General features: G+C 44.8%; 26 protein-coding genes and 1 tRNA gene. 11 read left to right on the forward strand and 16 right to left on the reverse strand.

Features of this window, described 5'->3' with window-relative positions:
- Positions 1-22 precede the first annotated feature (22 nt).
- The 4 genes from ACLI09_RS01495 to ACLI09_RS01510 all read right to left on the reverse strand — a co-directional run bounded on the left by ACLI09_RS01495 (position 23) and on the right by ACLI09_RS01510 (position 3,814).
- Positions 23-1,084, reverse strand: coding sequence for an efflux RND transporter periplasmic adaptor subunit (locus tag ACLI09_RS01495; RefSeq protein ID WP_411417809.1), 1,062 nt, complete (start codon positions 1,082-1,084; stop codon positions 23-25).
- A gap of 7 nt (positions 1,085-1,091) precedes the next feature.
- Positions 1,092-2,402 (reverse strand): TolC family protein, encoded by a 1,311-nt coding sequence (locus tag ACLI09_RS01500; RefSeq protein WP_411418005.1) that lies wholly within the window; start codon positions 2,400-2,402, stop codon positions 1,092-1,094.
- Between the two features lie 95 nt (positions 2,403-2,497).
- A complete protein-coding gene (locus ACLI09_RS01505) occupies positions 2,498-3,103 on the reverse strand; it encodes a TetR/AcrR family transcriptional regulator (RefSeq protein WP_411417810.1) in 606 nt (201 codons plus the stop codon).
- A gap of 90 nt (positions 3,104-3,193) precedes the next feature.
- The gene (locus ACLI09_RS01510; protein ID WP_411417811.1) at positions 3,194-3,814 is read right to left on the reverse strand and encodes a TetR/AcrR family transcriptional regulator; all 621 of its coding nucleotides are present in this window, start codon (positions 3,812-3,814) and stop codon (positions 3,194-3,196) included.
- Positions 3,815-3,941: 127 nt separating this feature from the next.
- Here ACLI09_RS01510 and ACLI09_RS01515 point away from each other — a divergent pair, with 127 nt between their 5' ends.
- Together ACLI09_RS01515 and ACLI09_RS01520 are read left to right on the forward strand one after the other, a co-directional pair.
- Positions 3,942-4,916, forward strand: a complete 975-nt coding sequence (locus ACLI09_RS01515; protein ID WP_411417812.1) for a polyprenyl synthetase family protein — start codon at positions 3,942-3,944, stop codon at positions 4,914-4,916.
- Positions 4,916-5,269 (forward strand): hypothetical protein, encoded by a 354-nt coding sequence (locus ACLI09_RS01520; RefSeq protein ID WP_411418006.1) that lies wholly within the window; start codon positions 4,916-4,918, stop codon positions 5,267-5,269. The genes ACLI09_RS01515 and ACLI09_RS01520 overlap by 1 nt, the downstream gene beginning before the upstream one ends.
- A 126-nt stretch (positions 5,270-5,395) precedes the next feature.
- On the opposite strand, the gene ACLI09_RS01525 is transcribed toward ACLI09_RS01520, so the two are convergent.
- Positions 5,396-5,953 carry a hypothetical protein gene (locus ACLI09_RS01525; RefSeq protein WP_411417813.1) on the reverse strand — a complete coding sequence of 186 codons (558 nt, stop codon included), beginning with the start codon at positions 5,951-5,953 and terminating at the stop codon, positions 5,396-5,398.
- Positions 5,954-6,067: 114 nt separating this feature from the next.
- Here ACLI09_RS01525 and ACLI09_RS01530 point away from each other — a divergent pair, with 114 nt between their 5' ends.
- Positions 6,068-8,854 (forward strand): 2-oxoglutarate dehydrogenase E1 component, encoded by a 2,787-nt coding sequence (locus tag ACLI09_RS01530; RefSeq protein ID WP_411417814.1) that lies wholly within the window; start codon positions 6,068-6,070, stop codon positions 8,852-8,854.
- Between the two features lie 51 nt (positions 8,855-8,905).
- Positions 8,906-10,165: a 2-oxoglutarate dehydrogenase complex dihydrolipoyllysine-residue succinyltransferase gene (gene odhB, locus ACLI09_RS01535; RefSeq protein WP_411417815.1), complete on the forward strand. Its 1,260-nt coding sequence runs from the start codon at positions 8,906-8,908 to the stop codon at positions 10,163-10,165.
- A 69-nt stretch (positions 10,166-10,234) separates the two neighbouring features.
- On the opposite strand, the gene ACLI09_RS01540 is transcribed toward odhB, so the two are convergent.
- From ACLI09_RS01540 to ACLI09_RS01555, 4 genes are all read right to left on the reverse strand, one after another.
- Positions 10,235-10,660, reverse strand: coding sequence for a hypothetical protein (locus ACLI09_RS01540; protein WP_411417816.1), 426 nt, complete (start codon positions 10,658-10,660; stop codon positions 10,235-10,237).
- Positions 10,661-10,749: 89 nt separating this feature from the next.
- Positions 10,750-13,074, reverse strand: a complete 2,325-nt coding sequence (locus ACLI09_RS01545; RefSeq protein ID WP_411417817.1) for a T9SS type A sorting domain-containing protein — start codon at positions 13,072-13,074, stop codon at positions 10,750-10,752.
- Positions 13,075-13,122: 48 nt separating this feature from the next.
- Positions 13,123-14,376 (reverse strand): T9SS type A sorting domain-containing protein, encoded by a 1,254-nt coding sequence (locus ACLI09_RS01550; RefSeq protein WP_411417818.1) that lies wholly within the window; start codon positions 14,374-14,376, stop codon positions 13,123-13,125.
- 41 nt (positions 14,377-14,417) lie between these two features.
- Positions 14,418-14,855, reverse strand: a complete 438-nt coding sequence (locus ACLI09_RS01555; RefSeq protein ID WP_411417819.1) for a retropepsin-like aspartic protease — start codon at positions 14,853-14,855, stop codon at positions 14,418-14,420.
- A gap of 104 nt (positions 14,856-14,959) precedes the next feature.
- Between ACLI09_RS01555 and ACLI09_RS01560 the strand changes: the two genes are divergently transcribed.
- From ACLI09_RS01560 to ACLI09_RS01590, 7 genes are all read left to right on the forward strand, one after another.
- On the forward strand, positions 14,960-15,733 hold the full coding sequence (locus tag ACLI09_RS01560) for a TatD family hydrolase (protein ID WP_411417820.1): 774 nt from the start codon (positions 14,960-14,962) through the stop codon (positions 15,731-15,733).
- A gap of 69 nt (positions 15,734-15,802) precedes the next feature.
- A complete protein-coding gene (locus ACLI09_RS01565) occupies positions 15,803-16,936 on the forward strand; it encodes a 1-acyl-sn-glycerol-3-phosphate acyltransferase (protein WP_411417821.1) in 1,134 nt (377 codons plus the stop codon).
- Complete coding sequence (locus tag ACLI09_RS01570) at positions 16,929-17,954, forward strand: asparaginase (RefSeq protein WP_411417822.1); 1,026 nt, start codon at positions 16,929-16,931, stop codon at positions 17,952-17,954. Before ACLI09_RS01565 ends, ACLI09_RS01570 begins: the two co-directional genes overlap by 8 nt.
- Before the next feature lie 46 nt (positions 17,955-18,000).
- A tRNA-Ser gene (locus ACLI09_RS01575) sits at positions 18,001-18,088 on the forward strand.
- A 282-nt stretch (positions 18,089-18,370) separates the two neighbouring features.
- Positions 18,371-19,690, forward strand: a complete 1,320-nt coding sequence (locus ACLI09_RS01580; protein WP_411417823.1) for a site-specific integrase — start codon at positions 18,371-18,373, stop codon at positions 19,688-19,690.
- 26 nt (positions 19,691-19,716) lie between these two features.
- Positions 19,717-20,781, forward strand: coding sequence for a PDDEXK nuclease domain-containing protein (locus tag ACLI09_RS01585; RefSeq protein WP_411417824.1), 1,065 nt, complete (start codon positions 19,717-19,719; stop codon positions 20,779-20,781).
- A gap of 102 nt (positions 20,782-20,883) precedes the next feature.
- Entirely contained in the window at positions 20,884-21,246 is a 363-nt protein-coding gene (locus tag ACLI09_RS01590; protein ID WP_411417825.1) for a hypothetical protein, read from the forward strand.
- A gap of 156 nt (positions 21,247-21,402) precedes the next feature.
- Here ACLI09_RS01590 and ACLI09_RS01595 read toward each other — a convergent pair whose 3' ends face one another.
- The 7 genes from ACLI09_RS01595 to ACLI09_RS01625 are packed head-to-tail and all read right to left on the reverse strand — an operon-like array spanning position 21,403 to position 25,458.
- Positions 21,403-22,188 carry a PRTRC system ThiF family protein gene (locus ACLI09_RS01595; RefSeq protein WP_411417826.1) on the reverse strand — a complete coding sequence of 262 codons (786 nt, stop codon included), beginning with the start codon at positions 22,186-22,188 and terminating at the stop codon, positions 21,403-21,405.
- On the reverse strand, positions 22,188-22,889 hold the full coding sequence (locus ACLI09_RS01600) for a PRTRC system protein B (protein ID WP_411417827.1): 702 nt from the start codon (positions 22,887-22,889) through the stop codon (positions 22,188-22,190). The genes ACLI09_RS01595 and ACLI09_RS01600 overlap by 1 nt, the downstream gene beginning before the upstream one ends.
- The gene (locus tag ACLI09_RS01605; protein WP_411417828.1) at positions 22,858-24,045 is read right to left on the reverse strand and encodes a hypothetical protein; all 1,188 of its coding nucleotides are present in this window, start codon (positions 24,043-24,045) and stop codon (positions 22,858-22,860) included. Before ACLI09_RS01605 ends, ACLI09_RS01600 begins: the two co-directional genes overlap by 32 nt.
- Positions 24,046-24,062: 17 nt before the next feature.
- A complete protein-coding gene (locus ACLI09_RS01610; RefSeq protein ID WP_411417829.1) occupies positions 24,063-24,281 on the reverse strand; it encodes a PRTRC system protein C in 219 nt (72 codons plus the stop codon).
- Positions 24,235-24,873 (reverse strand): PRTRC system protein E, encoded by a 639-nt coding sequence (locus ACLI09_RS01615; protein WP_411417830.1) that lies wholly within the window; start codon positions 24,871-24,873, stop codon positions 24,235-24,237. The genes ACLI09_RS01610 and ACLI09_RS01615 overlap by 47 nt, the downstream gene beginning before the upstream one ends.
- Before the next feature lie 7 nt (positions 24,874-24,880).
- Positions 24,881-25,063 (reverse strand): hypothetical protein, encoded by a 183-nt coding sequence (locus ACLI09_RS01620; protein ID WP_411417831.1) that lies wholly within the window; start codon positions 25,061-25,063, stop codon positions 24,881-24,883.
- Positions 25,060-25,458: a hypothetical protein gene (locus tag ACLI09_RS01625; RefSeq protein ID WP_411417832.1), complete on the reverse strand. Its 399-nt coding sequence runs from the start codon at positions 25,456-25,458 to the stop codon at positions 25,060-25,062. Before ACLI09_RS01625 ends, ACLI09_RS01620 begins: the two co-directional genes overlap by 4 nt.
- Positions 25,459-25,476: the final 18 nt, after the last annotated feature.

A 25,476-nucleotide genomic window follows, 5' to 3' on the forward strand; every position in this document is an offset into this window, starting at 1 on the left:
TTGGGGGTTAGGGAGCTGGCCTTTATTTAATAACTTCTACTTTGCTACCGTCAGTAAGGTTTATCTGCCCGCTGGTAACTACTGTTTCGCCTGCGCTAAGGCCTTTAAGCACCTCTACATTGTCGCCAAAAATGCGTCCTGCAATAACTTTCTCCATTTTTACGCTGTCGCCCCTTACTACAAATACCTGGTTGTTGCCCACACCGCCCACAAACGCGTTACGCGGAATGGTAAGTACCTCTGCCTGTTTTGATGAGGTGCCAAAGGTAGCCGAACCATACATACCGGCTTTAAGCAAATTATCAGGGTTTTTTGCTATTGTTATCTCAACAGGAAAGTTAAGTGACTCATCTGCCTTAGGCGCTATAAACGTTATTTTGCCTGTAAATGTCTTATCAGGGTATACGCTGGCGGTTACATTAATGGTAGTGCCCAGTTTAAGGGTTGCAACCTGGCTTTCAGGTACGGTAACCTTAAGTTTAAGTGTACTTACATCAACCAGTTCAAATAGCACGGTACCCGGAGATACCACGCTGCCCGGCTCTATGTTGCGCTTATTTACTATACCGTTAATGCTGCTTTTTATACTGGCATCCCCCAGGCTTACCCTTGTCTGGTCATATTGTGCTTTGGCATTTGCCAGTGCAACTTTGCTCTGGTCCAGCTGCTGCTGGGTAACACCTCCGGTTTTAAAGGCGTTTTCATAACGTTTCGCATCGCTTTGCGCATTTTCATAAGCAGCCTTAGCGCTGGTAAGCTGTATGTTAAGCTGGTCGCCTTTTATTATGGCAAGCACCTGGCCTTTATGTACACGGTCTCCTTCGTCTACTAAAACTTTAACTACACGGCCATTATTTTCTGCCGGAAATTCAAGCTGCTGCGCAGCCTCAAAATTACCGTTTGCAACATAGGCAAGGTCAGGCACACCCTGTACCGCTTTTGCCACGCGTACTGCTACCGAGTTGTTTTTTTGGGCCACAACGGCAGTCTCGGCCTCATTCTTTTCTTTGTTCTTGGTCAGTATGTAACCGCCCAGTGCTAACACGGCTACTATAATTACTACGTATATAATTGCTTTTTTCATTGCGGGTTTAATTTTTTAGGGTTTGTAGTTCTCCTTTTGCTTTTATGAGTTGTACTTCGGCCAGTTTATAATCAAGCAACGCAGCCGTATAATTGTTTTGTGCTTCTATATGGGAGGTTTCGGCATCCAGTAAATCGGTAAGTGTGGCAAGCCCCTGCTGGTAGTTGTTTTGGGTGTTTTCCAATACCTCTTTAGCAAGCTGCACGTTTTCCTTTTGGCTTTTTATGGTAATAAGGTTGTTTGTAATTTGCGTTTTCGCATTTTCAAACGCCATATCAAGGCTCAACTGGGTGTCTTTAATATCCTCGGCTGTTTTACGCAGTTCTATATCGGCCTGCCTTACTTTAGCCCTTGTGCCAAACCCGCTGAATATAGGTATGTGCAGGTTTACCCCAATGCTTGAGTAATCGCTCCAGTATACGCCATCGCTGGGTTTTTTAAACCATGGCAATTCCGGCCCCTGGCCTATATAGTTGTATCCGGCTGTTAATGAAAGGGTAGGGTAGTAGGCTGCTATCTGCGCTTTTTTATTGTAGTAATACAGTTTTTCCTGTTTTTTAAGCAACTGGTATTCTGTACGCTGTGTTACGTCAAGGCTTTCGTTAAGCGCAATCGGTTTTACTTCAAAGTCAGTTTTCGGCAGCGTTATAGGAGTATTTATAGGCATACCCATATAAAACTTAAGCGCGTTTTCCTGCAACTCTACCGCGTTTAGTATCTGCTGGCGCTGTGTTTCAATGTTATTCAGGTTAACATTCATACGGTCCAGATCAATCTTACGTGCAAGGCCGGCGTCAAATTGCCCTTTAATAATATTGCGGATTTTTTCGGTATTCTTGTAGGTGCTGTCTATAAGCACAAGCTTTTGGCGCTGCACATATACCTGGTAGTAGTTGTTTGCCACACGCTCTATAACCTGCTCTTCGGTAAGTTTTGCGTTTACCTGGTAAAACTCGCGGGTGGTGCGGGCTGCCTGTAAGCCTGTAAAAACCGACTGGTCAAATATTTTCTGCGTAAGGTTAACGCCGCCAAGGGAGTTCCATTTTTGGCCAAAAGCCAAAAGCTGCGTACCCTGCCCAAAGTTTACCGCGTTAAGCTGTAGTATGGGATTGTACGTAAGGTTGCCGTCTGCCGAAATATTGGGCAAAGCCTGTGCACGCACCTCCTGTATCTGGTATTCGCTGTTTTCAACGTCCAGCCTTGCCTTTGCGGCTTCGGCTTTGTTTTGCAGCGCGTAGTTAACGGCATCTTTAAGTGTTACGGTTTGCGGGGCAGGGGTAACCTGCGCCTGCATAACCGCGACCCCAAAGAGTGCCATTATTAAGGTAAAGGCAACGCGCCATATACCCCTTCGGGTGAGATAACTGTTCATTTTTTTTGATTTTTAATGATGTAGGGATTTTATGTTTGTATTTATTCTAAAAAAAGCATATTCATTATTATTTCCTTGCGTTCTTCCAGCAGGCGCTGGTAGCTGCTGTCGCTAAAGCCCATGGTTTCCTGCAATAGCGGGCGCATAGATACCGGGAAAGTAGAGAGCGATATATAATTGAGCAAAAACTGCTCGGGGCGCATTTTATGTATGGTGCCCCTGTCCATCTCGAGCGCTATTTCAAGGTAAAATTTATCGAGCATACGGTTCATTGTTTCGCGGTCTTTATATACGCAGCCTTGGTTCATCTGGGTTACCATATAAATTTCCAGGTAGGGATATTCCTTGCTTTGCTCAAATTGGAGGTCTAACGACTCCGATATTTTTTCGCGGAAAGGCTTGTTGCTAAACACAATAGCCTCTGTGCGCTCATGTTCTGTCCGGTGCGCTTCATCAAAAACAATGTCAAACAGGTTATCGCGCGAGCGGAAGTAGTAGTTTATAAGGGTACGGTTAACCCCTGCGGCATCGGCTATCTCCTGCGTGGTGGCGTTAAAGCGGCCTTCACGAAAAAATATATTCTTTGCGGTTTCTTTTATCAGCTGTTCAGTATCTACAGCAATCTCTTCGGTTCTTTTGGCTGACATATTTAGTTTAACTTTATTGTTTGACAATTTTGTCAAGACGCAAATTTAAAACATTTGACAATTTTGTCAATGTTAAAGCTTTGTTAATTATTACGGATTTTCTTTCAGGTAATTATCCAGAAGGGTAATACCTTCAGGGGTGCAAATAGCGCGTAAATGGTATTCCAGAAAGAGCAGGTGGAGTGCATCCATACTAAAAAGCTCATCAGGAAATATGTTAGTATCTTTAGTTCCTGATATACCGGTAAAGTAGATGCGTGAAACAAAATCAATGTTAATATCCTTTCGGAACAACCCTTCGGCAATACCTTTTATAAGGTTATTTGTAATACAATACTGCATCCTGTCAAACTTGCTGTTGTTTAGTTTGACAGATACCTCTGGAAAAAATTTCTTCAGCTGAAATGTAGCAAGCTGGTATTTGTCTTCTATCGTTTTACGTAAAAATTTTCGTATTTCAAATAACTCTTCAATTGCATTATACCCTGAACCTGCAATGGTATCAATTTCTGTAAAAATCATTTGCATCAGTGTTCCTGCCACTGCGGCAATCAATTCGTTTTTATTGGCATAATGCTGGTATATTGTTTTTTTGCTGATGCACATTTCCTGGGCTATGTCATCAAGCGTCACACCTTTAAAGCCAAGCCGAAAGTACATCTCGCCGGCTTTTTCACGTATCATATCACATAATTGTGGTTCCTTTTCCATGGTGCAAATATATGCAGGAAACTTTAAAAACAAAAAAAGTTTCCAAAGTTTTTACAAAAATGTCAAAAAATAATTTTGCGTTGCACAACACGGCGGAATAAAGTACTTTAGCTGAAAATTTTTGTAAATGCACCCAATAGCATATTACCAGCAGGTAGTTGCCGATTATTTTGAAACGGCAAATCTGCAAAAAGAGCCTGCAAACCTGTATGCCCCCGTTACCTACATACTGTCGCTGGGCGGCAAGCGCATACGCCCTGTACTTACCCTTATGGCTGCCGAGGTGTTTAATGCAGACTGCCGCGAGGCCCTGCCCGCAGCCATAGCAGTAGAGATTTTTCATAACTTTAGCCTGGTGCATGACGATATTATGGACGATGCCCCACTGCGCCGCGGCCACCAGACCGTACATGAAAGGTGGAATATAAATACCGGTATACTGAGTGGCGATGCTATGCTGATATTAGCCTACCAGTATTTTGAGCAGTACGAACCGGCAACCTTTATGCAGCTTGCCAAACTGTTTAGCAAAACGGCGCTTGAAGTGTGCGAAGGCCAGCAATGGGATGTGGACTTTGAAGACCGCAACGACGTTACCGAGCCCGAATACCTGAAGATGATTGAATATAAAACGGCTGTGCTTTTAGGCGCTGCCATGAAAATGGGTGGTATTGTAGCTAATACAACCCATGAGAACTGCAACCTGATATACGACTTTGGCCGCTACCTCGGCATTGCCTTCCAGCTGCAGGACGATTACCTTGATGCGTTTGGCAATCCCGAAACCTTTGGCAAACAGGTGGGGGGCGATATTATTGAGAATAAGAAAACCTACCTGTACCTCAAAGCGCTTGAATATGGCAATACCGTTGAAAAAGAACAGCTGTTGCACTGGTTTGGCCAACAGCCCGAAAATACTGCCCAAAAAATTGAATCGGTTAAGGCTATTTTTACCGCGAGCGGTGCCCACACCGCCACAACGGCTGCCATTGAGGCTTATACCATGAACGCATTTGCCACACTGGAGCAGATGGATATTGCCCCGGAAAAAAAGGAAGTCCTCCGTGCCTTTGGGCAAAAACTTATGAAACGCAGCGTATGATGACCTATACCCCGCCGGAAAATACCGACCTGCTTTTAAGCCAGGCCCAGAAAGAACAGCTTTATACTAAACTGGTGGAGCAGCTCAACAAGGATTTTGCACTGGCCAATGAGCCTGTGGACTTTGCTGATGGCATAGCGCCGTTTGACCTGAAAATGGCGGTACAGGACAAAATTTTCAGGCTTATACACCATAAGTTTGCTGAGTACCTTAACCTGCTGTATATTATAGATGTACCTGAAAAAGACGTAAAAGCCCTTAACGGAGGCGACATTGCCGAACTTGCAGAGCAGGTTACTTTTTTAATTTTAAAAAGGGAATGGCAAAAAGTGTGGTTTAGGAACCGGTATTAAGTTTTGTAATGAAAAAAGGAACGCGGATGATGCGGATGCTTTGCAATCGCTGATTAACGCGGATTTTTTCAGGATCGTTCTTCAGGTACTGTTCCATTCTGTAAACTGTAAACCGTTAGCTGTAAACTAAAAATAAACCCGCACAAACGGCATCAATGCATCGCTGTATACCATGTCGGTTTTATGGTACAACACATTATACCGCAGCCCTACGGTCACGTTTTCCATCTGGTAGCCCGCGCCTAAAAAGAGTGCTGTATTCCAGAAATCGCGGGAGCGGCCATCGGTATATCCCGCATAACCGGGAATAGTATAGTCAAAACCATCGTCATATTTAAGGTTAACACGCAGCTGCTGCAACTCGGCCGAAAGCTGTATTTGCTGTATGGGGTTGCCAAGTACTATTATCGAGCCCCCATACATAACGCTGCTGTACCAGTCGCGCTGTTTTACATAGCTGCCCTGCAGGCCCACACCTGCCGCTACATATTTATTAAAATGGTAAATGGCGCTGGGTGCAATATTCACGTCGGCATAGCCGGTTCCGAATGCCAGCCCCACCCCGCCGCCGAATTGCACATTATCCCAAAATGTAACTTCCTGGGCGCTTACATTGCTAAAAATGAAAAATAACGCAACCGTTGTTGTTAATTTTGTTAAAAATATGATAAAGCGTTCTTTCATAGTGGTACACCGGTATTGTAGTAAGCTATAAAAGTATAAAAATCGTTGAAAGATTATTAGAAATGATGTACTTTTGCGTAAAATTTTATAACGCACCGTCACAAACATATAAGTATGGACAGGTTTTCCTTTTTAAATGCAGCCAACACTGCTTTTTTTGCCGATTTATACGATCAATATATTGAGAACCCCGATAGCGTAGAGCCTTCATGGCGTGCTTTTTTCCAGGGTTTTGATTTTGCCGCCGCCGATTATGGCTCAGGCGCTACCGAAGTTGTAGCCCAGGCCGCACCAGTAGCCCCCGCACCGGTTTCTGACTACTCCGGCATCCCCGAAAAACTACAGAAAGAATTTAAGGTGCTCAACCTTATCGAAGGTTACCGTACCCGCGGCCACCTGTTTACAAAGACCAACCCGGTACGCGAGCGCCGTACCTTTAGCCCTACGCTCGACCTGGAAAACTTTGGGCTTAGTGATGCCGACCTTACCACCGTGTTTGACGCCGGTAAAGAAGTAGGCCTTCAAAACGCTACGCTTGCCCAGATTGTAGACCACCTTAAAAAAGTGTACTGCGGCCATACAGGTATTGAGTACATGTACATTCGCGACCCTAAAACAAGGCAGTGGATACAAAACAGGCTATCGGTTAACCAGAACCAGCCTGACTTTAACGCTGAGCAGAAAAAGGCCATCCTTGAAAAACTGAACGAAGCGGTTTCTTTTGAGAATTTCCTTCACACAAAATACGTGGGTCAGAAACGTTTTTCGCTTGAGGGCGGCGAAACACTTATCCCCGCGCTTGATGCCCTTATAGAGGCTGCTGCCGAAAAAGGCGTAGAGCAGTTTGTAATGGGTATGGCACACCGTGGCCGCCTAAACGTGCTGGCTAACGTGTTTGGCAAGAAAACGGCAGATATATTCAGCGAGTTTGACGGTAAGGACTATGATGATGATGCCCTGTTTGATGGCGATGTTAAATACCACCTTGGTTTAACTGCTGACAAGGTTACTAAAACCGGTAAGCAGATAAACATCAACCTGGCACCAAACCCCAGCCACCTTGAAACGGTAGGCGCGGTAATAGAAGGTATTGCCCGTGCCAAACAGGACAGGTATTTCCCTAACGATAATAAAAAAGTATTGCCTATAGCGCTTCATGGCGATGCGGCCGTGGCAGGCCAGGGCATAGTATACGAAATTGTACAGATGGCCAAGCTTGACGGTTATAAAACCGGCGGTACCATACACATGGTGGTAAACAACCAGGTAGGCTTTACTACAAACTATCTCGATGCCCGCTCGTCTACCTATTGTACCGATGTGGCTAAAGTAACGCTTTCGCCGGTACTGCACGTAAATGCCGATGATGCCGAGGCAGTAGTACACGCCGTGCTTTTTGCGCTTGACTACCGTATGGAGTTTGGCACCGATGTGTTTATAGACCTTTTGGGCTACCGTAAATACGGCCACAATGAGGGCGATGAGCCACGCTTTACCCAGCCAAAGCTGTATAAGATTATAGCGAAACACAAAAACCCACGCGACCTGTATGCCGATGTACTTTTGGCGAACAGTGTTATAGATAAAGACTTTGTTGCCGGGCTTGAAAAAGAATATAAAGAAAAGCTGGAGGAAAACCTTGAAGCATCACGTAAAAAAGACCTTACCATAATTACCCCGTTCATGCAAAACGAATGGGAGGGTTATGCCCAGGCAGATGCCGGGCAGATGCTTGAGAAAGTAAATACCGCCTTTAGCAAAGACATACTAACCGATATTGCTACCACGATAACTGAACTTCCGGCGGATAAAAAGTTCCTTAACAAGATTACCAAGCTTATTGGCGACCGTAAAAACATGTTTTTTGAAACCGATAAGCTGGACTGGGCTATGGGCGAATTGCTTGCCTATGGGTCGCTGCTTACCGAAGGGTATGATGTGCGTATATCAGGCCAGGATGTAGAGCGTGGTACCTTCTCACACCGCCATGCTGTACTTAAAGTAGAGGATAGCGAAGAAGAAGTAGTGTTGATGGATGCCATTAACAACAAAAAAGGTAACTTTTACATCTATAACTCGCTGCTAAGCGAGTATGCCGTAGTGGGCTTTGATTATGGCTATGCGTTTGCAAGCCCTAAAACACTAACCATTTGGGAAGCGCAGTTTGGCGATTTCTCTAACGGTGCCCAGATAATGATAGACCAGTACATGAGTGCTGCCGAAGACAAATGGAACAACCAGAACGGCCTTGTGTTCTTGCTGCCGCACGGTTATGAGGGCCAGGGTGCAGAGCACAGCAGCGCCCGTATGGAGCGTTACCTGCAAATGTGTGCCAACCATAATATGTATGTGGCCGACTGTACTACCCCGGCTAACTTCTTTCACCTGTTAAGGAGGCAGATGAAGACGGATTTCCGCAAGCCGCTTATCGTGTTTACACCTAAGAGCCTGCTGCGCCACCCGGCGGCTGTATCATCTGTAGATGAGCTGGCAAACGGCAGCTTCCAGGAAGTGCTGGACGACCCTATTGCAGACCCTGCAAAAGTAAAAACACTGGTATTCTGTACCGGTAAATTCTATTATGACCTGGTGGCTGAGCGCGAAAAGCTGGGCCGTGACGATGTAGCGTTTGTACGCCTTGAGCAATTATTCCCGCTGCCGGCAGAACAATTAAAGGCTGCCATTGCAAAATATACCAACGCCGACGATTATGTATGGGCACAGGAAGAGCCGCGCAACATGGGCGCTTACAGCTACATGCTGATGAACTTTACCGAGGTTAAATACCGCGTAGCCTGCCTTAAAGCAGCGGGTGCGCCTGCAGCAGGTAGCTCGGCACGGGCCAAGAAACGCCACGCCGCAGCCATTGCCATGGTTTTTGACAAGAATTTGTTCAATTAATCGTACTTTTGATTTTCAATAAAATAGCAACACATATAAAATTATACTGACATGATTTTAGAAATGAAAGTTCCCTCTCCGGGGGAATCGATCACCGAAGTTGAAATAGCAACATGGCTTGTAAAGGATGGTGATTATGTAGAAAAAGACCAGGCTATTGCCGAGGTAGATTCTGATAAAGCCACCCTTGAGCTTCCTGCCGAAGCCGCGGGTATTATTACCCTTAAGGCCGAAGAAGGCGATGCTGTAAAAGTAGGCCAGGTAGTATGCCTTATTGATACAGGGGCCAGCCCCCCAGCCCCCAAAGGGGGAGACGCGGCTGAAAAAGAAACTCCAAAAGCAGAAGATACAAAACCGGAAGTAAAAGCAGAGGCACCTAAAGCAGAGCCTGTTGCTCAAACTCCCCCTTCGGGGGCCGGGGGGCAAACCTACGCAGCCGGCACTCCTTCGCCTGCGGCTAAAAAAATATTAGACGAAAAAAGCATTGACCCTGCTACCGTAAGCGGCACAGGCAAAGGCGGCCGTGTTACTAAAGACGATGCCGTAAACGCTAAAGCCAGCCTTGGTACCCCTACAGGCGGTAACCGTGGCAGCGAGCGCAGCAAACTGAGCATGCTGCGCCGCAAGGTTGCAGAGCGTTTAGTATCTGCTAAAAATGAAACCGCCATGCTTACCACGTTTAACGAGGTAAACATGACCCCTATAAACACACTGCGCAACGAATATAAAGATGCCTTTAAGGCAAAACACGGCGGACTTGGCCTTGGCTATATGTCGTTCTTTACAAAGGCGGTAACCCGCGCGCTGAAACTGTTCCCGGATGTAAACTCAATGATCGAGGGCGACTACAAAGTGGCTTACGATTTTGCCGACATCTCTATTGCCGTATCGGGCCCTAAAGGCCTTATGGTACCGGTGGTAAGAAATGCGGAGACGCTTTCGTTCCGTGGTATTGAGGCGGAGATAAAACGCCTTGCGCTACGTGCCCGCGACGGACAGATAACTGTTGACGACATGACCGGCGGTACCTTTACCATTACTAATGGCGGTGTATTTGGCAGCATGCTTTCTACGCCAATCATCAACCCGCCGCAGAGTGGTATATTAGGTATGCACAACATCATCGAGCGCCCTATAGCCGTAAACGGTAAGGTAGAGATACACCCAATGATGTATGTGGCCCTTTCTTACGATCACAGGATCATCGACGGGCGTGAGTCGGTTGGTTTCCTTGTAGCAGTTAAAGAAGGCCTTGAAAACCCTGCTGAGCTGCTTATGGATAACAACCCTAAAAAAGCGCTTGAACTATAGTAGATAGTAAGTCAGTATATATAGAAAACGTCCGCTAATAGCGGACGTTTTTTCTGTTTATATGAGACGTCACAAATTTTCCGCCCTATAATTTGCCGGTTTGTACGGCCAGTGAATTTCGTCATAAGCTTGAGAACAAAACTGCTGTACCGCTAATTTCAACGGCTCAATAATCTGCGGTTCATTGCCGGTTATTGTATGCAGCACTATTTGAGCAGTATCAACGTTATGAATATTTTCAGTTTTAGCAATTGTGAGATGAATTTCCGACTCGGTTTTCTCTACATCAAACAAATATGCCGCCGGCTCCAGCCACCACGTTGCCCGCCTGATTTCATTATCCTGCAGCTTTGTAATGGCATGATAAAGTTCTTCAATAGGATCGTTTAATGCATCGGAAGCTTCAAAATCCAGGCTAAAATCTTTATAACAGAAACGGACCGGCAGCCAGCCGTGTTCAGGAGCACCAAATGTTATTGAAATTGAACCATTCATTTTATCGCACAACTAAATTATCAATTATAAAGATAACAAAAACGTCCCCGCTTAGCAGGGACGTTAGTTCGTATAATATATTCAGCGAGCTACTCCTTCATAACCTTCATCGTTTTCAAACCGTTATCACCCGTAACTTTTACCAGGTACATGCCGTTTTGCAGTCCCTGCATATTAATAGTTGCAGCGTTTCCTGAAACATTTTGTGAAAGCGAAAGCTGTCCCAACACATTATATACTTCAACCGATTTAATTTCCGCCGTTGACGAAAGGGTAAGCACATCAGTAACCGGGTTAGGGTAGGCGGTAACCATATTTTTGCCAAAGGCAGCAGTACCCGCTGTTGTAGTAAATTCTGTTGAGGATGTATTGGTAACAATTGCCGGGTTAGTGTCAAAGTAAATCTCGGCTGTATTGTTTATTATTGTGCCTGCGGCGTATCCGGGCAGTGGCTTCACGGTAAATACCACGTAGCCTTTACCGGTGCTGCTTTCAGGGTCGGTAGATGGCGGCAGGTAAATGCTGAAGTTCCACTCCAGGTTAGCTCCGTTACGGGTAAGGGTATAGGAGCCGTTGTGGCTTGAGGCTACCATGCGCACGGTTGAAGCGTCCAGAAGGTTACTTAGCGCATCGGTAATGCGCACATGGTTTGCAGGGCCGTTACCTGTGTTTTCAAAACGTATCATATAGGTAAGTACATCATCTGCTCCAAAACTTTCAACAGGTATAGTACCGCCGTGGGCTTCGGCCTTGTCGTTAGGGTCATAAGAACCTGTAATGGTGGTTGTAAATGAAGCCGTGTTATTTTCCGGCGCTATATCCATATCGGGAACGGTTGACTCAATTGTGGCTGTAACCGTATCACCCAGAGTAACGCCCGGAAGTGCGGGTACCAGCAGCAGCACGTTATAATAACGCACCTCGCCAGGCTGAAGGTCGATATAGCCGCAGGTAAACCCGGTAGGGGTAATATTAGCGTAAGGGCTTGAAACCGATACAATGCTTAGTGACGGGTCTTTAGTGTAGGTAAGCGTGCCGGCTGCCACCACCTGGTTGCCTGCATTATACAGCGTAATGTAGTTATTTGTTGTAGTGCCCGGTACTGCGTTACTGCCATAAACAAATACTTTTACATCATTACATTCCTGTCCGCTAATGGGGAAGTAGTAGGTAGTAATACCGCTTAGCGCAGCTACCGTAACGCCTGTATAGGTGGTTGCAGACGTATATTCGCCTGCGCAGGCTATGTTGTTTACCTGGTAACTTAGGTTATAGAGGTTAGCAGGGTTCGTTTCATAAATTACTGGTTCGCCGTTTCCTGAATACAGCGATACATTGCTACCGCCGTTTACCGTATACACAAAATCGCCACCGTTAAATACTGGTTCACTACTCTCTTTAACGCCATTGTTGTTTTCGTCTAAAAAAGCAATTAGCTGCATGCCATTTTCAATATCAAGCGAAAAATCTACAAAAGCTTTAATATAAGCATTCTGCCCATTGCCATAGGTACCGGTAATGCCCATCCATAAAAACCCAGCGTTTCCATTATTAATATCTTCCTGGGTAATGGTATATGTACCTGTAATACTGGTGTTATCGGTTTGTCCCGGATTTAGCACGGATATCGACCCTGTAGCGTTAAGGCCTCCGTCTATGGCATGTACATTTTGGATGGGGCAATCTAAAAGGTTCGTTATAGATGCTGTTAAATTTATAATATCACCTACACTTATGCTGCCACTACCATCAATGTCGTTTACATCTGCAATGAGAAAGGCATCAAACTCTTGCAGATAATTTACAGACATGCCCACTATTGCCGATGCACAGCCTTCGGCATTAGTAACCCTTACATTATAATACCCCGGTGCTATAACCTGTGTGCTTTGTGTGCCGGTTCCGGTATACGTTGTTATAGGGGTTTGCCATGAGTTAAGCAAGTCTATAGTCCAAGTGCCTGTTTCGGGCAGGCCGGAAAAAGTTACCACACCGTTTTCGGCGGTACATGTAGGGGAGACAATGCTAAATTGCGGCGGCAACTGGCTGCACACATTAAAAGTTGCCACGGCTGTATCGCAAATGTTAGGGTTTGAGGCAAGGCATAACTGGTACTCCAGCGTATAGGCACCTGCCTGTACGCCGGGGTCTACCGTAATACCGCCACAGTCATTTGCAAGGTATATACCGGGATTGCCGGATGAAAGGACAGTAAGGATGGTGGTATTGCACGAAGCCTGGTTTCCGGGTATGCCATTAACAACATCGTTAAGGCGGAGGCCGTTTATGTAGCCACCAACGTTGCCGTTAATGCTAAAGGTATCATCATTAGCGACAATGGTTTGCCCAAAGGCGGAGCTAAAAGCCATGCTGCAAAATGCAGTTACGGCAATAAGGTGTAATTTTTTTAACATATATTGGAAATTTTGGTTTTTAGCTTAACAGGTATGAACGTATTTACCCTACATTTTGATAATTTTAAGTGACTGTATATTGTCATAACCTGTAACTTTTACCAGGTAAATGCCGTTTTTCAACCCCTGCAAATTAATTCTAGCTGTACTTTCTGAAACCTGTTGCGTAAGCGATAGCTCGCCAAGTAAATTATATATTTCAACAGTATCGATTCCTGTAGTAGCCGAAATAGTCAATATATCGGTAACCGGGTTAGGGTAGGCGGTAAAAGTGTTTTTATTTAGATTATCAATGCCGGCAAATCCGCTAACAGCGTATGGATAGGCTGCACTTTCATAGCCATCTATGGTTTGTGTGGCATAGTAGGTAACGCCCGCTACAATCACGGTTTCCGGCGATAGCGGAATCGTACCTTCAGCATCTGCATACCATTGTATGTCGGCTCCGTAGATGATAACGTCGGCCAGGGTATCGCCTTCAACAACAGTTTGATCAGGTTCGGGCGCAGGTGCAGCAGGCAGTACAAGGTAAGTTATCACATAGATGTTGCCACAGCTATCGGTAACACGTATAGTGTGTTCGCCGTAACTTATGTTATAAAAAACATTAGAAGGCTGCGGTGCAAGGTTATCTATCTGGTAGGTAAGCGCCGGTACACCGGTGGCAAGTATGGTAACAGTATCTCCTTCAGATACTATTTCTGCGGAGAGCGACATACCCGAAACCAATTGTATTTCGGTTGTTGCATTACATCCATCTATTGAAGTTACAGTAATATATATACTCCCCTCCCCGGTATAACTTTCAGGTTGAACTATCGGGTTAACCTGCGCCAGAGCATCAGATAATGTAGCATAAAATACAAGGGTATAACTAGTTTCTTCAATGGCAGTGGTAAGGTCAAAAACACCTCCGCAGGAGTACACCATTATATTATCCGGCAGTACAGGCGCGGGGTTAACCATTATGGCAAATGACTCGACAGAAAAGTTATCGGGCACGTTATTTTCCTCAACCCTTATAAATATTGTTTGGGAATCAACGTTAGCTAAGTTTGTGTAATTTTGAGGGAACTCAATAGGGCTTTCACCGGTTGTAGCGCCTTCTAAGGTTTCATAAAAGGTTATACTGTATTCGGCGGGGTTAAGTCCGCCAAGCACCTGCATCTCATTCATGGTTAAGTCAAACGTGGCTACGCCATCATTATTGTCATCGCATGTTACAAGGTCGTCAGGAGTAGCTGTTTGGGGTTGTGCATAGCCTAATGTGCTTACTAAAAGCAGAAGTAGTATTTTTTTCATAAAAGTTGGTTTATACCAAAAATATGAAAAAAATCCCATTCTTACTTCAAATACAAACAAAAATTGTGGTAATCTACTATGGCTTTGCCTTTTATAAGTATGTCGGCTCCTATAATGCCGTGCACGGGCTTTGCGTTATACTGGCGCAGGGCCTCGTTAACATGGCTCATGTCAAAAATTACAAGGCCAAACGTCTTTGTATTCCAGCGGCCCAGCTTCAGGTTATTTTTAAGGGAGGTTTGCGTTAGCATGCCGGTGCCGCCCGCCCCCGCTGCCCTGGTTTCAGAGTCAGCTGCAACCAGTTCAAAATGGTTTATGCCCTCAAAACCCACGCAGCTGTTGCTGGCGCCGGTATCGAGTATAAAGTTGCCGGCAATACCGTTAATACGGGCTTTTATTAAAAGATGCTGGGTTTTGCTAATCTTAAACTTAATGCGTTTATAGCCTTCCTTTTTAAGAAGTGCCTGAAGTTTTTCCATAGTGAAGTGAATGGTTCGCGAAAATCAAATTTAGTTTAAATTGGTAATAAACCGTCAATAACCACACCAAGTTTGTATTTTTGCCCCTCAGCTTATATAAAAAAATGACATTTACCGATACCCATACCCACCTTAACAGTGAGGCTTTTGCCGAAGACCGTGATGCCATGATGCAGCGCGCGTTTGATGCCGGTGTTACCCGCCTTTTTATACCCTCTATAGACAGCGCCCACACAGATTCTATGTACGCCATGCAGGAGCAGTACCCGGATAATGTGTTCCTGATGATGGGCCTCCATCCCACGCATGTTAAGGAGAATTATATTGAGGAGCTGGCATTTGTAGCACAGGAACTGGCTAACCCCAAGCGCAAATTTTATGCCGTCGGCGAAATAGGAGTAGACCTGTATTGGGACAAGACATTGTTGAAAGAACAGCAGGACGCATTTAAACAGCAGATTCAGCTTGCCAAAAAATATAAATTGCCCATAAACATACACTGCCGCGATGCTTTTGATGAAACCTTTGAGGTGTTGGAAAGCGAAAAAGGCGACGGGCTATACGGTATATTTCATTGCTTTAGCGGCGATTTTATACAGGCTAAAAAAGCCATTGGCTACGGCATGAAACTGGGCATAGGCGGTGTGGCTACTTTTAAGAACGGCAAAATAGACCAGTTTTTAAAAGACATAGATATAAGCAATATAGTGCTTGAAACCGATGCGCCGTACCTGGCCCCGGTACCGCACAGGGGCAAGCGCAATGAGAGTGCCTATACGGTGCTTGTAGCGCAAAAACTGGCTGAAATATACCATCTTCCGCTTAGCGAAATAGCACGTGTTACCACCCGGAATGCAGCAAATGTATATGGTATTTAATAAAGATTTTCGGTTTAAATACAATAAATTTTCGTTCTTTTGTAAATAGTTTTAACATTAAAGTATAGCATGCCGAAATTTGATCATATCCGGCCTTTTTATGACAGCGAAGTAAACGAGGCCCTGCGTAGTGTAGTACACCACCCGATGATGAAGGCACTTATGAGTTTTACCTTTCCTGATGCCGATGAAAGTGAATGGAAAGAGCAACTGCTGCGTACCCACTCTAAACGTGATTTCCAGGCAAACTTTATATATAATGCCGTACACCAGGTACTGCGCAAAAGCAGCGAAGGCCTTACCACATCGGGCTTTGAAAAGCTCGACGCTCATACGGCTTACCTGTACATCTCTAACCACAGGGATATTATCCTGGACACCTCTTTACTTAACGTTTCGCTGCTCGAGCACGGGCTGGTAATGACCGCAAGCGCCATAGGCGACAACCTGGTGCAAAAGTCGTTTTTAAACGTGCTTTCAAGGCTTAACCGAAACTTTCTTGTACAGCGCAACCTCTCTCCGCGCGAACTCCTGCAAAGCAGCCGCCTGATGAGCGAATACATATACCACCTTATCCGCCGTGAAAACCGCAGCGTATGGATAGCCCAGCGCGAAGGCCGCACTAAAGACGGTAACGACGCTACCCAGCAGGGCGTGCTTAAAATGCTTGCCATGAGCAATGAGGGCCAGCCGCTTACCACGTTTTTCAGGAAGCTTAAGATAGTGCCGGTTTCTATTTCGTATGAATATGACCCTACTGACGCGCTTAAGATGCCCCAACTTTTGGCCGAATCTAAAGATGAGGTATATGTAAAAGAAAAAAATGAAGACTTCAACACGCTGCTTAGCGGTATTATGGGCCAAAAAAAGCGCATACACCTGCATGTGGACGATGTAATTGATAACGAGCTTGATTTTACAGTAGGCCAGGCCGAAGGCGCAAACAAGCAGTTACAGGCGCTGGCACAGGTTATAGACGAGTCGATTATTAAAGGTTACAAACTTTGGCCTACCAACTATATTGCTTACGATTTGCTTAATGGCACTGCTATGTTTGCCAGTGAATATACCGAAAAGGAAAAGCAGGTTTTTGAGCGCAGGCTTGAAATGCGCATTGATGTTGAAAACAATGTTCTACGTGAAGGGTTCCTGGCCATGTATGCTAACCCTGTTGCCAATAAAATGAAATACCAGGATGCCTAAGCCCAGGATATTGCTGCTCTATACCGGCGGTACCATAGGCATGGTTAAGGATTTTACCAGCGGCACCCTTAAGGTGTTCAATTTTAAAAAGTTGCTGCAAAACATACCTGAGTTACGCCAGCTCGACTGCGATATTGAGACACTTTCGTTTGAAAAGCCTATCGATTCGAGCGATATGGAGCCTGCCCAATGGGTAAAGATGGCACAAATAATAAACGCTAATTATCATGATTTTGACGGCTTTGTGATATTACACGGCAGCGACACCATGAGCTATTCGGCTTCGGCGTTAAGTTTTTTGTTAAAAGGGCTAACAAAGCCGGTGGTGCTTACGGGCTCGCAATTGCCCATAGGCGACCTGCGCACCGATGCAAAAGAGAACCTGATAACGGCCATACAGATAGCTTCGCTTACCGAAAATGGCCAGCCTTATGTAAAAGAGGTGTGCCTTTATTTTGAATACAAACTGTACCGCGGCAACCGTACTACAAAAATAAGCGCCGAACATTTTAACGCCTTTACTTCTCCCAATTACCCCGCGCTTGCCGAAAGTGGTGTACACCTCAGGGTTAACCGCGACTTACTATTCAGCAGCACTAACCCGGAATTTTCTATAACCGGTAGTTTTGATGGCAATGTGGTTATCGTAAAGATGTTTCCCGGCATTACTGCGGCAGTGCTGTCGGCCATTACGAATATTGACGGGCTTAAGGGCATCGTGCTGGAAACCTACGGCAGCGGCAACGCACCCTCGGGCGACTGGTTTATAAGCATTTTAAGGGCGGCCATTGCAAGGGGTATACAGGTAGTTAACGTTACCCAGTGCAGCGGCGGCCGGGTAAACATGGGCCAATATGAAACAAGCGCATCGTTAAAAGAAATTGGTGTAATAAGCGGCGCCGACATTACTACCGAGGCTGCCATTACAAAAATGATGTATCTGCTGGGACAAAAAGTAGCTGCTGCGCACTTTAAAACCCTGTTTGAAACACCGTTTTGCGGAGAACTTTCGCAATAGTTTTGTAATCCGGTTTTTTACGCTATTTTTGCCCGCACTAAACTTTAGAGAGGTGGCCGAGTGGTCGAAGGCGCACGCCTGGAAAGTGTGTATACTCCAAAAGGGTATCGAGGGTTCGAATCCCTTCCTCTCTGCTGAAACGATTTTTTTAGCTTTTCAAAACAAAGCAAAATTTTCAAAAAGCTTCGTAAAACCCACAAAATCACTGTTTTGTGGGTTTTTTATTTTTCAGGGGATATCTAAAATTTTCAAAAGCGCACAAAAAGTTTGTGGCAAAATTGTGGCAAAATTTATTTTTGAAAATTTTGCCACAAAATAGGGGTTAATTTACTGATAATCAAACCAGTTAACCTCGTTAACATCTTGACTGATAAGCGTTATAATTCGACCTTTATTAATTTATAAAATGTTGGATTATGTTACAAAGCAGCTTTGGATTTACCTTCTTTTTGAAGGCATCCGCAAAAAAAGAGAATGTACGTACTATTTACCTGCGGGTAACAGTTGATGGAATTTCGAGAGAAACATCAACAAAACAAAGGTGGGACCTGACCCGTTGGAACCAAAAATTAGAGCGGGCGACTGGTACAAGGGAAGATTCACGCATCCTTAACTTATTTCTTGACTCGTTAGCGGTTAAAATAAATCAGTTCAGGATCGATTCACTAAATGATGATGATATCATTACTGCACAATCCCTGATGGATTACCTCCAAGGGAAAAGGACTTCGAGGGTAAAGGTCTTAGAGGAGTTTACTGCCCATAATGAAGAAATCCTTGCGCTTGTTCCTGCCGAATATGCAATGGGAACCTATGAAAGATTCGTAACCGCAAAATCACATGTCAAAGATTTTATCGCATTTAAGTATAAGGCGGACGATATTGAGTTCAGGCAGTTGAATTATGAGTTTGTCAAAGATTATGAATTTTATCTGAAAACAGTCAGGAAAATAAGCAACAACACCGCGCTCAAGTATATCGCAAATTTTAAGAAAATAGTTTTGCGTGCAATTGATAAGGACATCATTACAGCTGACCCCTTTAAAAATTTCAAATCCCGAAAGACTAAAATCATTAAACGGCCACTGAACTCCGATGAGCTATCCATCGTTGAAAACCACTCTTTTGCGGTTGCGAGACTATCGGTCATCAGGGATATTTTTATTTTTCAGTGTTATACTGGACTTGCATATATCGATGTTTTTAACCTTAAGAAGTCCGATATCCGAATGGGGGTTAACGGTGAACTATGGATAATTACCCAGCGTCAAAAAACGGACAGTCCAATAAACATTCCGCTTCTTCCCCAGGCGCTTAAAATTATTGACCGTCACAAGGAGCATCCGCTTTGCGTAAAGCGCGGTTCAGTATTGCCTGTGGTTTCCAATCAAAAAATGAATGCCTACCTAAAAGAAATTGCTGATATCTGCGGTATTACAAGCGTACTTAATACACATAAGGCCCGACGTACATTTGGTAGTACGGTGACGCTTAATAACAATGTGCCTATTCATGTGGTCAAGGAAATGCTGGGCCATAGTTCTGTCAAGCAAACGGAAGAATATGCACTTACCGAGGAACTTTCAATTGGGAAAGAAATGAAACAACTGGAGATGCGTCTAAACCACCGCCAGGCCACACCACCCCTTTCCATGGAAACACTTTTGGAGATGAAGGAGGAGATCCGTCAGCTTAAAGAGCAGCTAAGCGGAGCAAGTACCATAGCAGTACAGTAGACATTGTAAAATTTAAATTTTCTCGTATGGAACATCAATTTGTAGAAATAATTTCAATCATTAAGAACGCACAGGCCACAGCACTGCGCGCAGTTAATGCAGAACTAATAAATCTCTACTGGAATATAGGCTGTTATATTTCAGAAAGGCTTAAAAACGCAGAATGGGGTGAAAAGACAGTCAATGAACTGGCATCATATATCCAGCAGCATAATCCTGAACTTAAAGGGTTCAGCCGCACGGGCATGTACAGAATGATACAGTTTTTCGAAACCTATAGGGAGAGTTCGTTTACAAAGCATGTTTTGATTCAAAATACTGATAATCAAAATCCTATAATTGTCCCATCACTGATGGGACAATTTCAAATGCAGGATATAAGGAAGACTTCATTAGTGCAAATTAGCTGGACACACCATTCCATTATTGTTTCACGATGCAAATCATCGGAAGAACGCAGTTTTTATATTACCATCAGCCTGAAGGAACACTATAGTGTAAGGGAACTTGAACGCCAGATATCTGCCGGCCTGTTTGAAAGGACAATGCTCGGTCAGAAGAACGAGGCTTTGAAACCTTCTGCGGAACGTAGCGGTACTGCGGGTATTTTTAAAGACAGCTATGTTTTTGATTTTCTCAATCTGCCTGAAGTGCACAGCGAGAACGACCTACAAAAAGGGTTAACCGGCAGAATGAAGGATTTTATATTGGAGATTGGAAAGGATTTTATCTTTATGGGCGAAGAATACAAATTACAGGTTGGAAGCAGTGACTTCTTTATTGACCTCTTATTTTACCATAGAGGTCTGCAATGCCTGGTAGCGTTTGAGTTGAAAGCAGATAAGTTCAGGCCGGAACATATTGGACAGCTCAATTTTTACCTTGAAGCGCTTGACCGTGACATAAAAAAAGAACATGAAAATCCCAGTATTGGTATTTTATTGTGTAAAGACAAAGATATGCAGGTTGTTGAATATGCATTGAGCCGTAGCCTCTCTCCTACGATGGTAGCTGAGTACAGGACGCAGTTGCCGGATAAGACAGTATTGCAGGATAAATTAAATGACTTCTTTGTAGATGATTTCAGATAATTGCTGGATGTGCTTATTAAGCCTGATTTTTGCAATTTTTTGAATGTTTTTCTAAACCTGTAAAACACTCATCCTCGTAATTTTATATGTCAAATCAACGGTATGGGAAAATATCCATTTACAGAAAACGGCATTAAAGACCTGCTACAGCAATTGTATAGTCTGGACGACGAAGATTTGTATGAAGAAACGATTGCTTTGTCGGACGACCCTTGCGGCTGGATAGCGGCCCATATTGAGTTGCAGGTGCACCAGTTAGAATGCCTACGTAGCTATCCAAACAATACTATGAGGATTTTTGGATGGAGTGCCGCTTCATTATTGCTGTCAAGGTGTCCTGTGGAAGTTGTAAATATTTCTGATGAAAAGTTGGCTGAGAATGAAGCCAGCATTTCTATGAGAAGTGATTTTTCTTATCATGTTGGTACTATAAATGCTTCGGGAGAGTTTGTAATCAAGGTATAAATTTTAAATGCATTGTAGTGAGCATGGGAGCATCATTATAATGCTGGCGGTATCTATTAATGCCGCTTTTTTTATATTTAGTTACATGTAGGATTTCAGCGGTTGATTTTAGCAGTCTGGCGCCGCACCAAAGCCCCGAATGTCTTAGTGGGTGTTTCAGGGCATGGGTAGTGGTGCTGTCCTAAAATCCATCAGATTGAGAAATATGCCCCTTTGAAAGGTCAATCCATTTCGGAGCATTTGCCACAGCAGGGAACAGCCCATATGTGCTAAAGTGGAATTGATGAACAAATCCTGTTTTTCAAGTGCTTCGGCAAGGGAGCAACTTGGCAGGTCTTCGGTATCGCCCTGCACGAGCAATTCGGCAAATTCCTGAGTAACCTGTGGCAGGCTGCAGACAGTTGCAAACTTTTCCGATGCAGGTTGTTTGATACTGCCGATGGTTGAGAGGACAACTTGCCCTGTGTCCCTGCTATTGCCAAAGTCCATCCAATAACGGGGCGTATCGACACGGTGTGTACTTAAATCCAAATCATTTAATATTTCAGCTATCCCGAAACGTGCTGCTGCGGTGTCCACGCAGGAGATATAAATAGCATTCCTGCCTGTTGCCGTATCAACAGTAAAAGGTCTTTCAATAGCTTTCCAAGCCGTTCCGAAAAATCGGTTGGTACGGGTAATGAGTGCGGTTGCTTTGGATAAGCCGACTTCACATTCTGCAAATAACTGCCTGCCACGGTTGGCATCGGTTATAATATCGTCATCCCAAAGGCTGACCTGAAAGCCTGCGTGTCCAAACTGTTGCAGGCTGTGTGACATTCGTGCCAAGCCTGTCAGCACCTGTGAGCCTGTGCCGCCTGCCCCGATAAGGCACACGCTTATCGGGTTGGTGGTGTTCAGTAGTTCGGGTGCTGTAAAGTGTGCTTTTATTTTCGTTTCCATTACAGTAGGTTTTTAAGGGTTAGCGTTGTGGTTCTAAGGGTGTCGGTCGGGAATGGCTTTTTAGGGTCTGCCATCAGTTCTTTATAGAGGTTGAACAGGTTAACGCCAACGGGGTTGTGTTCGTTGATGTGGTGGGAAAAATAACTCCCAAAGAAATAGCCCTGCCATGCCGTAATAAATTCCTCCAAGCTCGCAGCGGATTTAATGGCTACATTGACATTACCCATACATACGTTGCCTTTTTGGTAGAGGTTGAAAAAGGGTGCGTGGAATAACGGGGTTTCTGCTTTGGGTTTGGTTTTACCGTTGAGGGCAAATATTTGTAGTTCCCTTTTGGTGGCTTTCCAAACGAGCGCAGGCAATGAAACTTTACCGTTATCCAATCCCAGGCTGTCGGCAAAGTATAACTTTTGGCGTTGGGGCTTGGTGTACCATATCACGCTGCTGTTGTCGGAGGGGTCAAGGTGCAGTACATTGTCAGGCAACACGCCCTCGGGGCGCAGGAATGCCTTGCCTGCCTGCTCTCGGGTATCAAGGGCTTTGGCAAGGCTTTGGGCTTCCCTTACGGTTAACGGGTGTGGGTTTACAGGGCTTCCGCTTTCGTCCATATCGTAATACTCAATATAGGGAGCAGTAAACCCACTTGCTGTAAACACCACAAGCGCTGCTTTAGGCTGGTATAGTGGGACGTTTGGTGTCATAGTCATAGTTGTTTAAGAGGTAACACAATTCATTCAGAAGTGGGAACAAACGACATTCAAAATCGAGGGTATCGTTATCCTGCGGTTGCCCGTCAAAGAAGCGTTTTAGTACAGGCTCTTGTTTTGAAAGGCTTTCGCTAAAAAAGCCGTTAACGGATTGTTGTACATTTTCGTACAGCCACCCGTCGGTAGCTGCGACAAAACCGACGTATTTTTCCATTGTAATACATTCATCATCATCAAAATCGTCATTTCCATAGTCAGGCAGACAGCTTGTATTAGCGTGTTTGTAGATGGAATTTTCGGGATAGTCCTGCCACAGCTTGTAAAACTTGTGGGCAATGATTTGGCATTGTCTGTCCAAATCATCAATGGGCTTAAAGGTTTTAAGCCATTCCCCAAAATGGTCAAAGTGTACCGTGTTCCATATCCTGCGCAACATGGTTTCCCCGTAATGCTGTGCAGCCCGTAACTGGCTTACATATTCGTTGTAATCTTTTTGCTCCCAATCATCGGGGTCATTGGTTACCCATTCGGTAACCATTTCATATTGCCAATACAAAAAACTGTCCTCGGTGTAGTAGGGAATATTTACAGTATGGAACAGGTAGCTGAAAACACAAAGCAACAGCCGTGCGCCCTTGCGGTGCTTTTTGTCCTGCATCATATAATGCAGGGGCAACACAGGAATATAAAACAGCGTATTGCCTGTGTAACAGGTTTCTGTTGCCTGAACCGCAAAGCTGCCGTTATCCTCCAACAGTTCTAATTCAATATGTTGAGAATACATCTCATTGAGCAGCCTCCCTGCTTCGTGCAGGGCAACCTCCCTACCATAGGGATAGGCAAACCCTGTGGTGTCTACTGGATTTATATTATAGTGGTCGCACAGCAATTTAAAACTGCGGTAAAAATCGCCCTTATCATTTCCGCTTGCAATTGCCTGCCCTGCATGGTGTGGCAGGAAGCGGGTTTTCAGAAAACCATAGGCAGCAGTCCCACAGGGGCTGAGGTTGGGCGGTCGGCAAGTACCTCTGCGGTGTCTTTCCTGCGCTGCAACCCCATCAGGAACTCGGCTACGTTTTTGTGTAGCAGCTTTTGCCTTTTGTTGTGGGGCAGCCGTAACTGCCCCGCTATTATCTTTTGCATAGTCCATAACGTTGAATTTTACCATTATCCTTTTGTCCCCATAGTGGTTTCAAAACGGTATAGTACGGTATCGTTTGTAATTTCAGGGCCGACTGTCTTAGCAGTCGTTAGTGTCGGGTACGTATTCGCATAGAAATTCATCACAGCTTCCACGCTCCATTTCGGGTCGGGATCGGTAAGAGAGAACTCATTCCCCTTATCTTTCATCAGGAACACCCTCGGCATCAATACTGTCTGTAGCATCTTGTTCGGTTTTAGGTTCAACATTAGTTACTGCTGTGGCAGGCTGCTCAGCCCCAAACAGGTCAGGGCTGAATTTAGCCGACAGGCTTGACCTGCATTTTTGCATTTCCTCGGTTTTGTCAGGAAACTCCGAAGCCTGTGGCACTTTTATCCACGCTTCCCTGTATTTGCCTGCTGCTTCGAGTTTATCGACTTCCGCCATAATCCCTTTGTATTTCATTTCTTTGATTTCTTCGGGCGTGGTGGGCTTGTCCGATTTATCGGCTTTATCAACCTTTTCGGTTTTCTTCTTTTCCATCGCAGAGTTTTTCTTTGCTTCTTCCTGACCCTTGAGATACTGTGCCATATTGGTCAGTAGCTGCGAGGTCTCTTGTACAGGTTCAGCTACAGCAGGGAAAAATCCCTCTCCAAGTTCTTGTGCCGTACCTTTTAGTATCAGGGGGGGAATGTGGTTTTTTGCGGTGTCCCCACAGGCATCATTTTGCAACAGTACGGAGACTGTCAGGCTTTCGCCGTCCTTGCGCAGGGTCAGGTTCAGGCAGCCCGTAAAGTTGAGGGCAGCTACCTGGCTGAAAAAATTTGTAATTGCCATAATTGTTTTATTTAGTTTTAGTATAATGGGGGTTGCTCTCGACAACTGCCCTTAAAAGGTTCTCCGCTTTGCGGATTTCAAAGGCATCCTCGCTACTTACGCCTAAACCATCTAATTCCCCGAAACGGGACAGTATTTGCTCAATTATATTGATTACTGCTTCTTCGGTTGCATCAGTCAGTAGGCTCATGGCATAGCTGTATAATGGTTAAACAGTAATTGTATAGCAAGCCCGTAGCGTTTGTTTTCGGGTAGTGATGGCAAACTTGCCGCCTGCTTCACAATGCAGTCAATTGTAAAAATGGCGTGGTAACCGTCAAACAATTGGTCGGCAAAGAGGGTACTGCTCTTGGTCAGGGCGCGGCTGTGCCGTTTTATAATATCGGCAACTTCTGCCGCCTGCCTGTACCAAAAGTCAAAAGTCAGCAGGTCATTGCCCCATGTGCTTCGCAGGGCTTCCTCATTTTCCGTTAGGAAATTATACGCTTCTGTAAGGCTGTTTAATATGCCTTTTAGTTGCTCAGGGAAGAGGGTGGCGAGTAGCTTGCCCTTTTCCACATTGTTCATATTCTGTAGTGGTTTCATAATCTTTTTTTTTGCAGC

This window comes from Flavobacterium sp. RHBU_24 (assembly GCF_046613695.1).
GTDB lineage: Bacteria > Bacteroidota > Bacteroidia > Flavobacteriales > Flavobacteriaceae > Flavobacterium.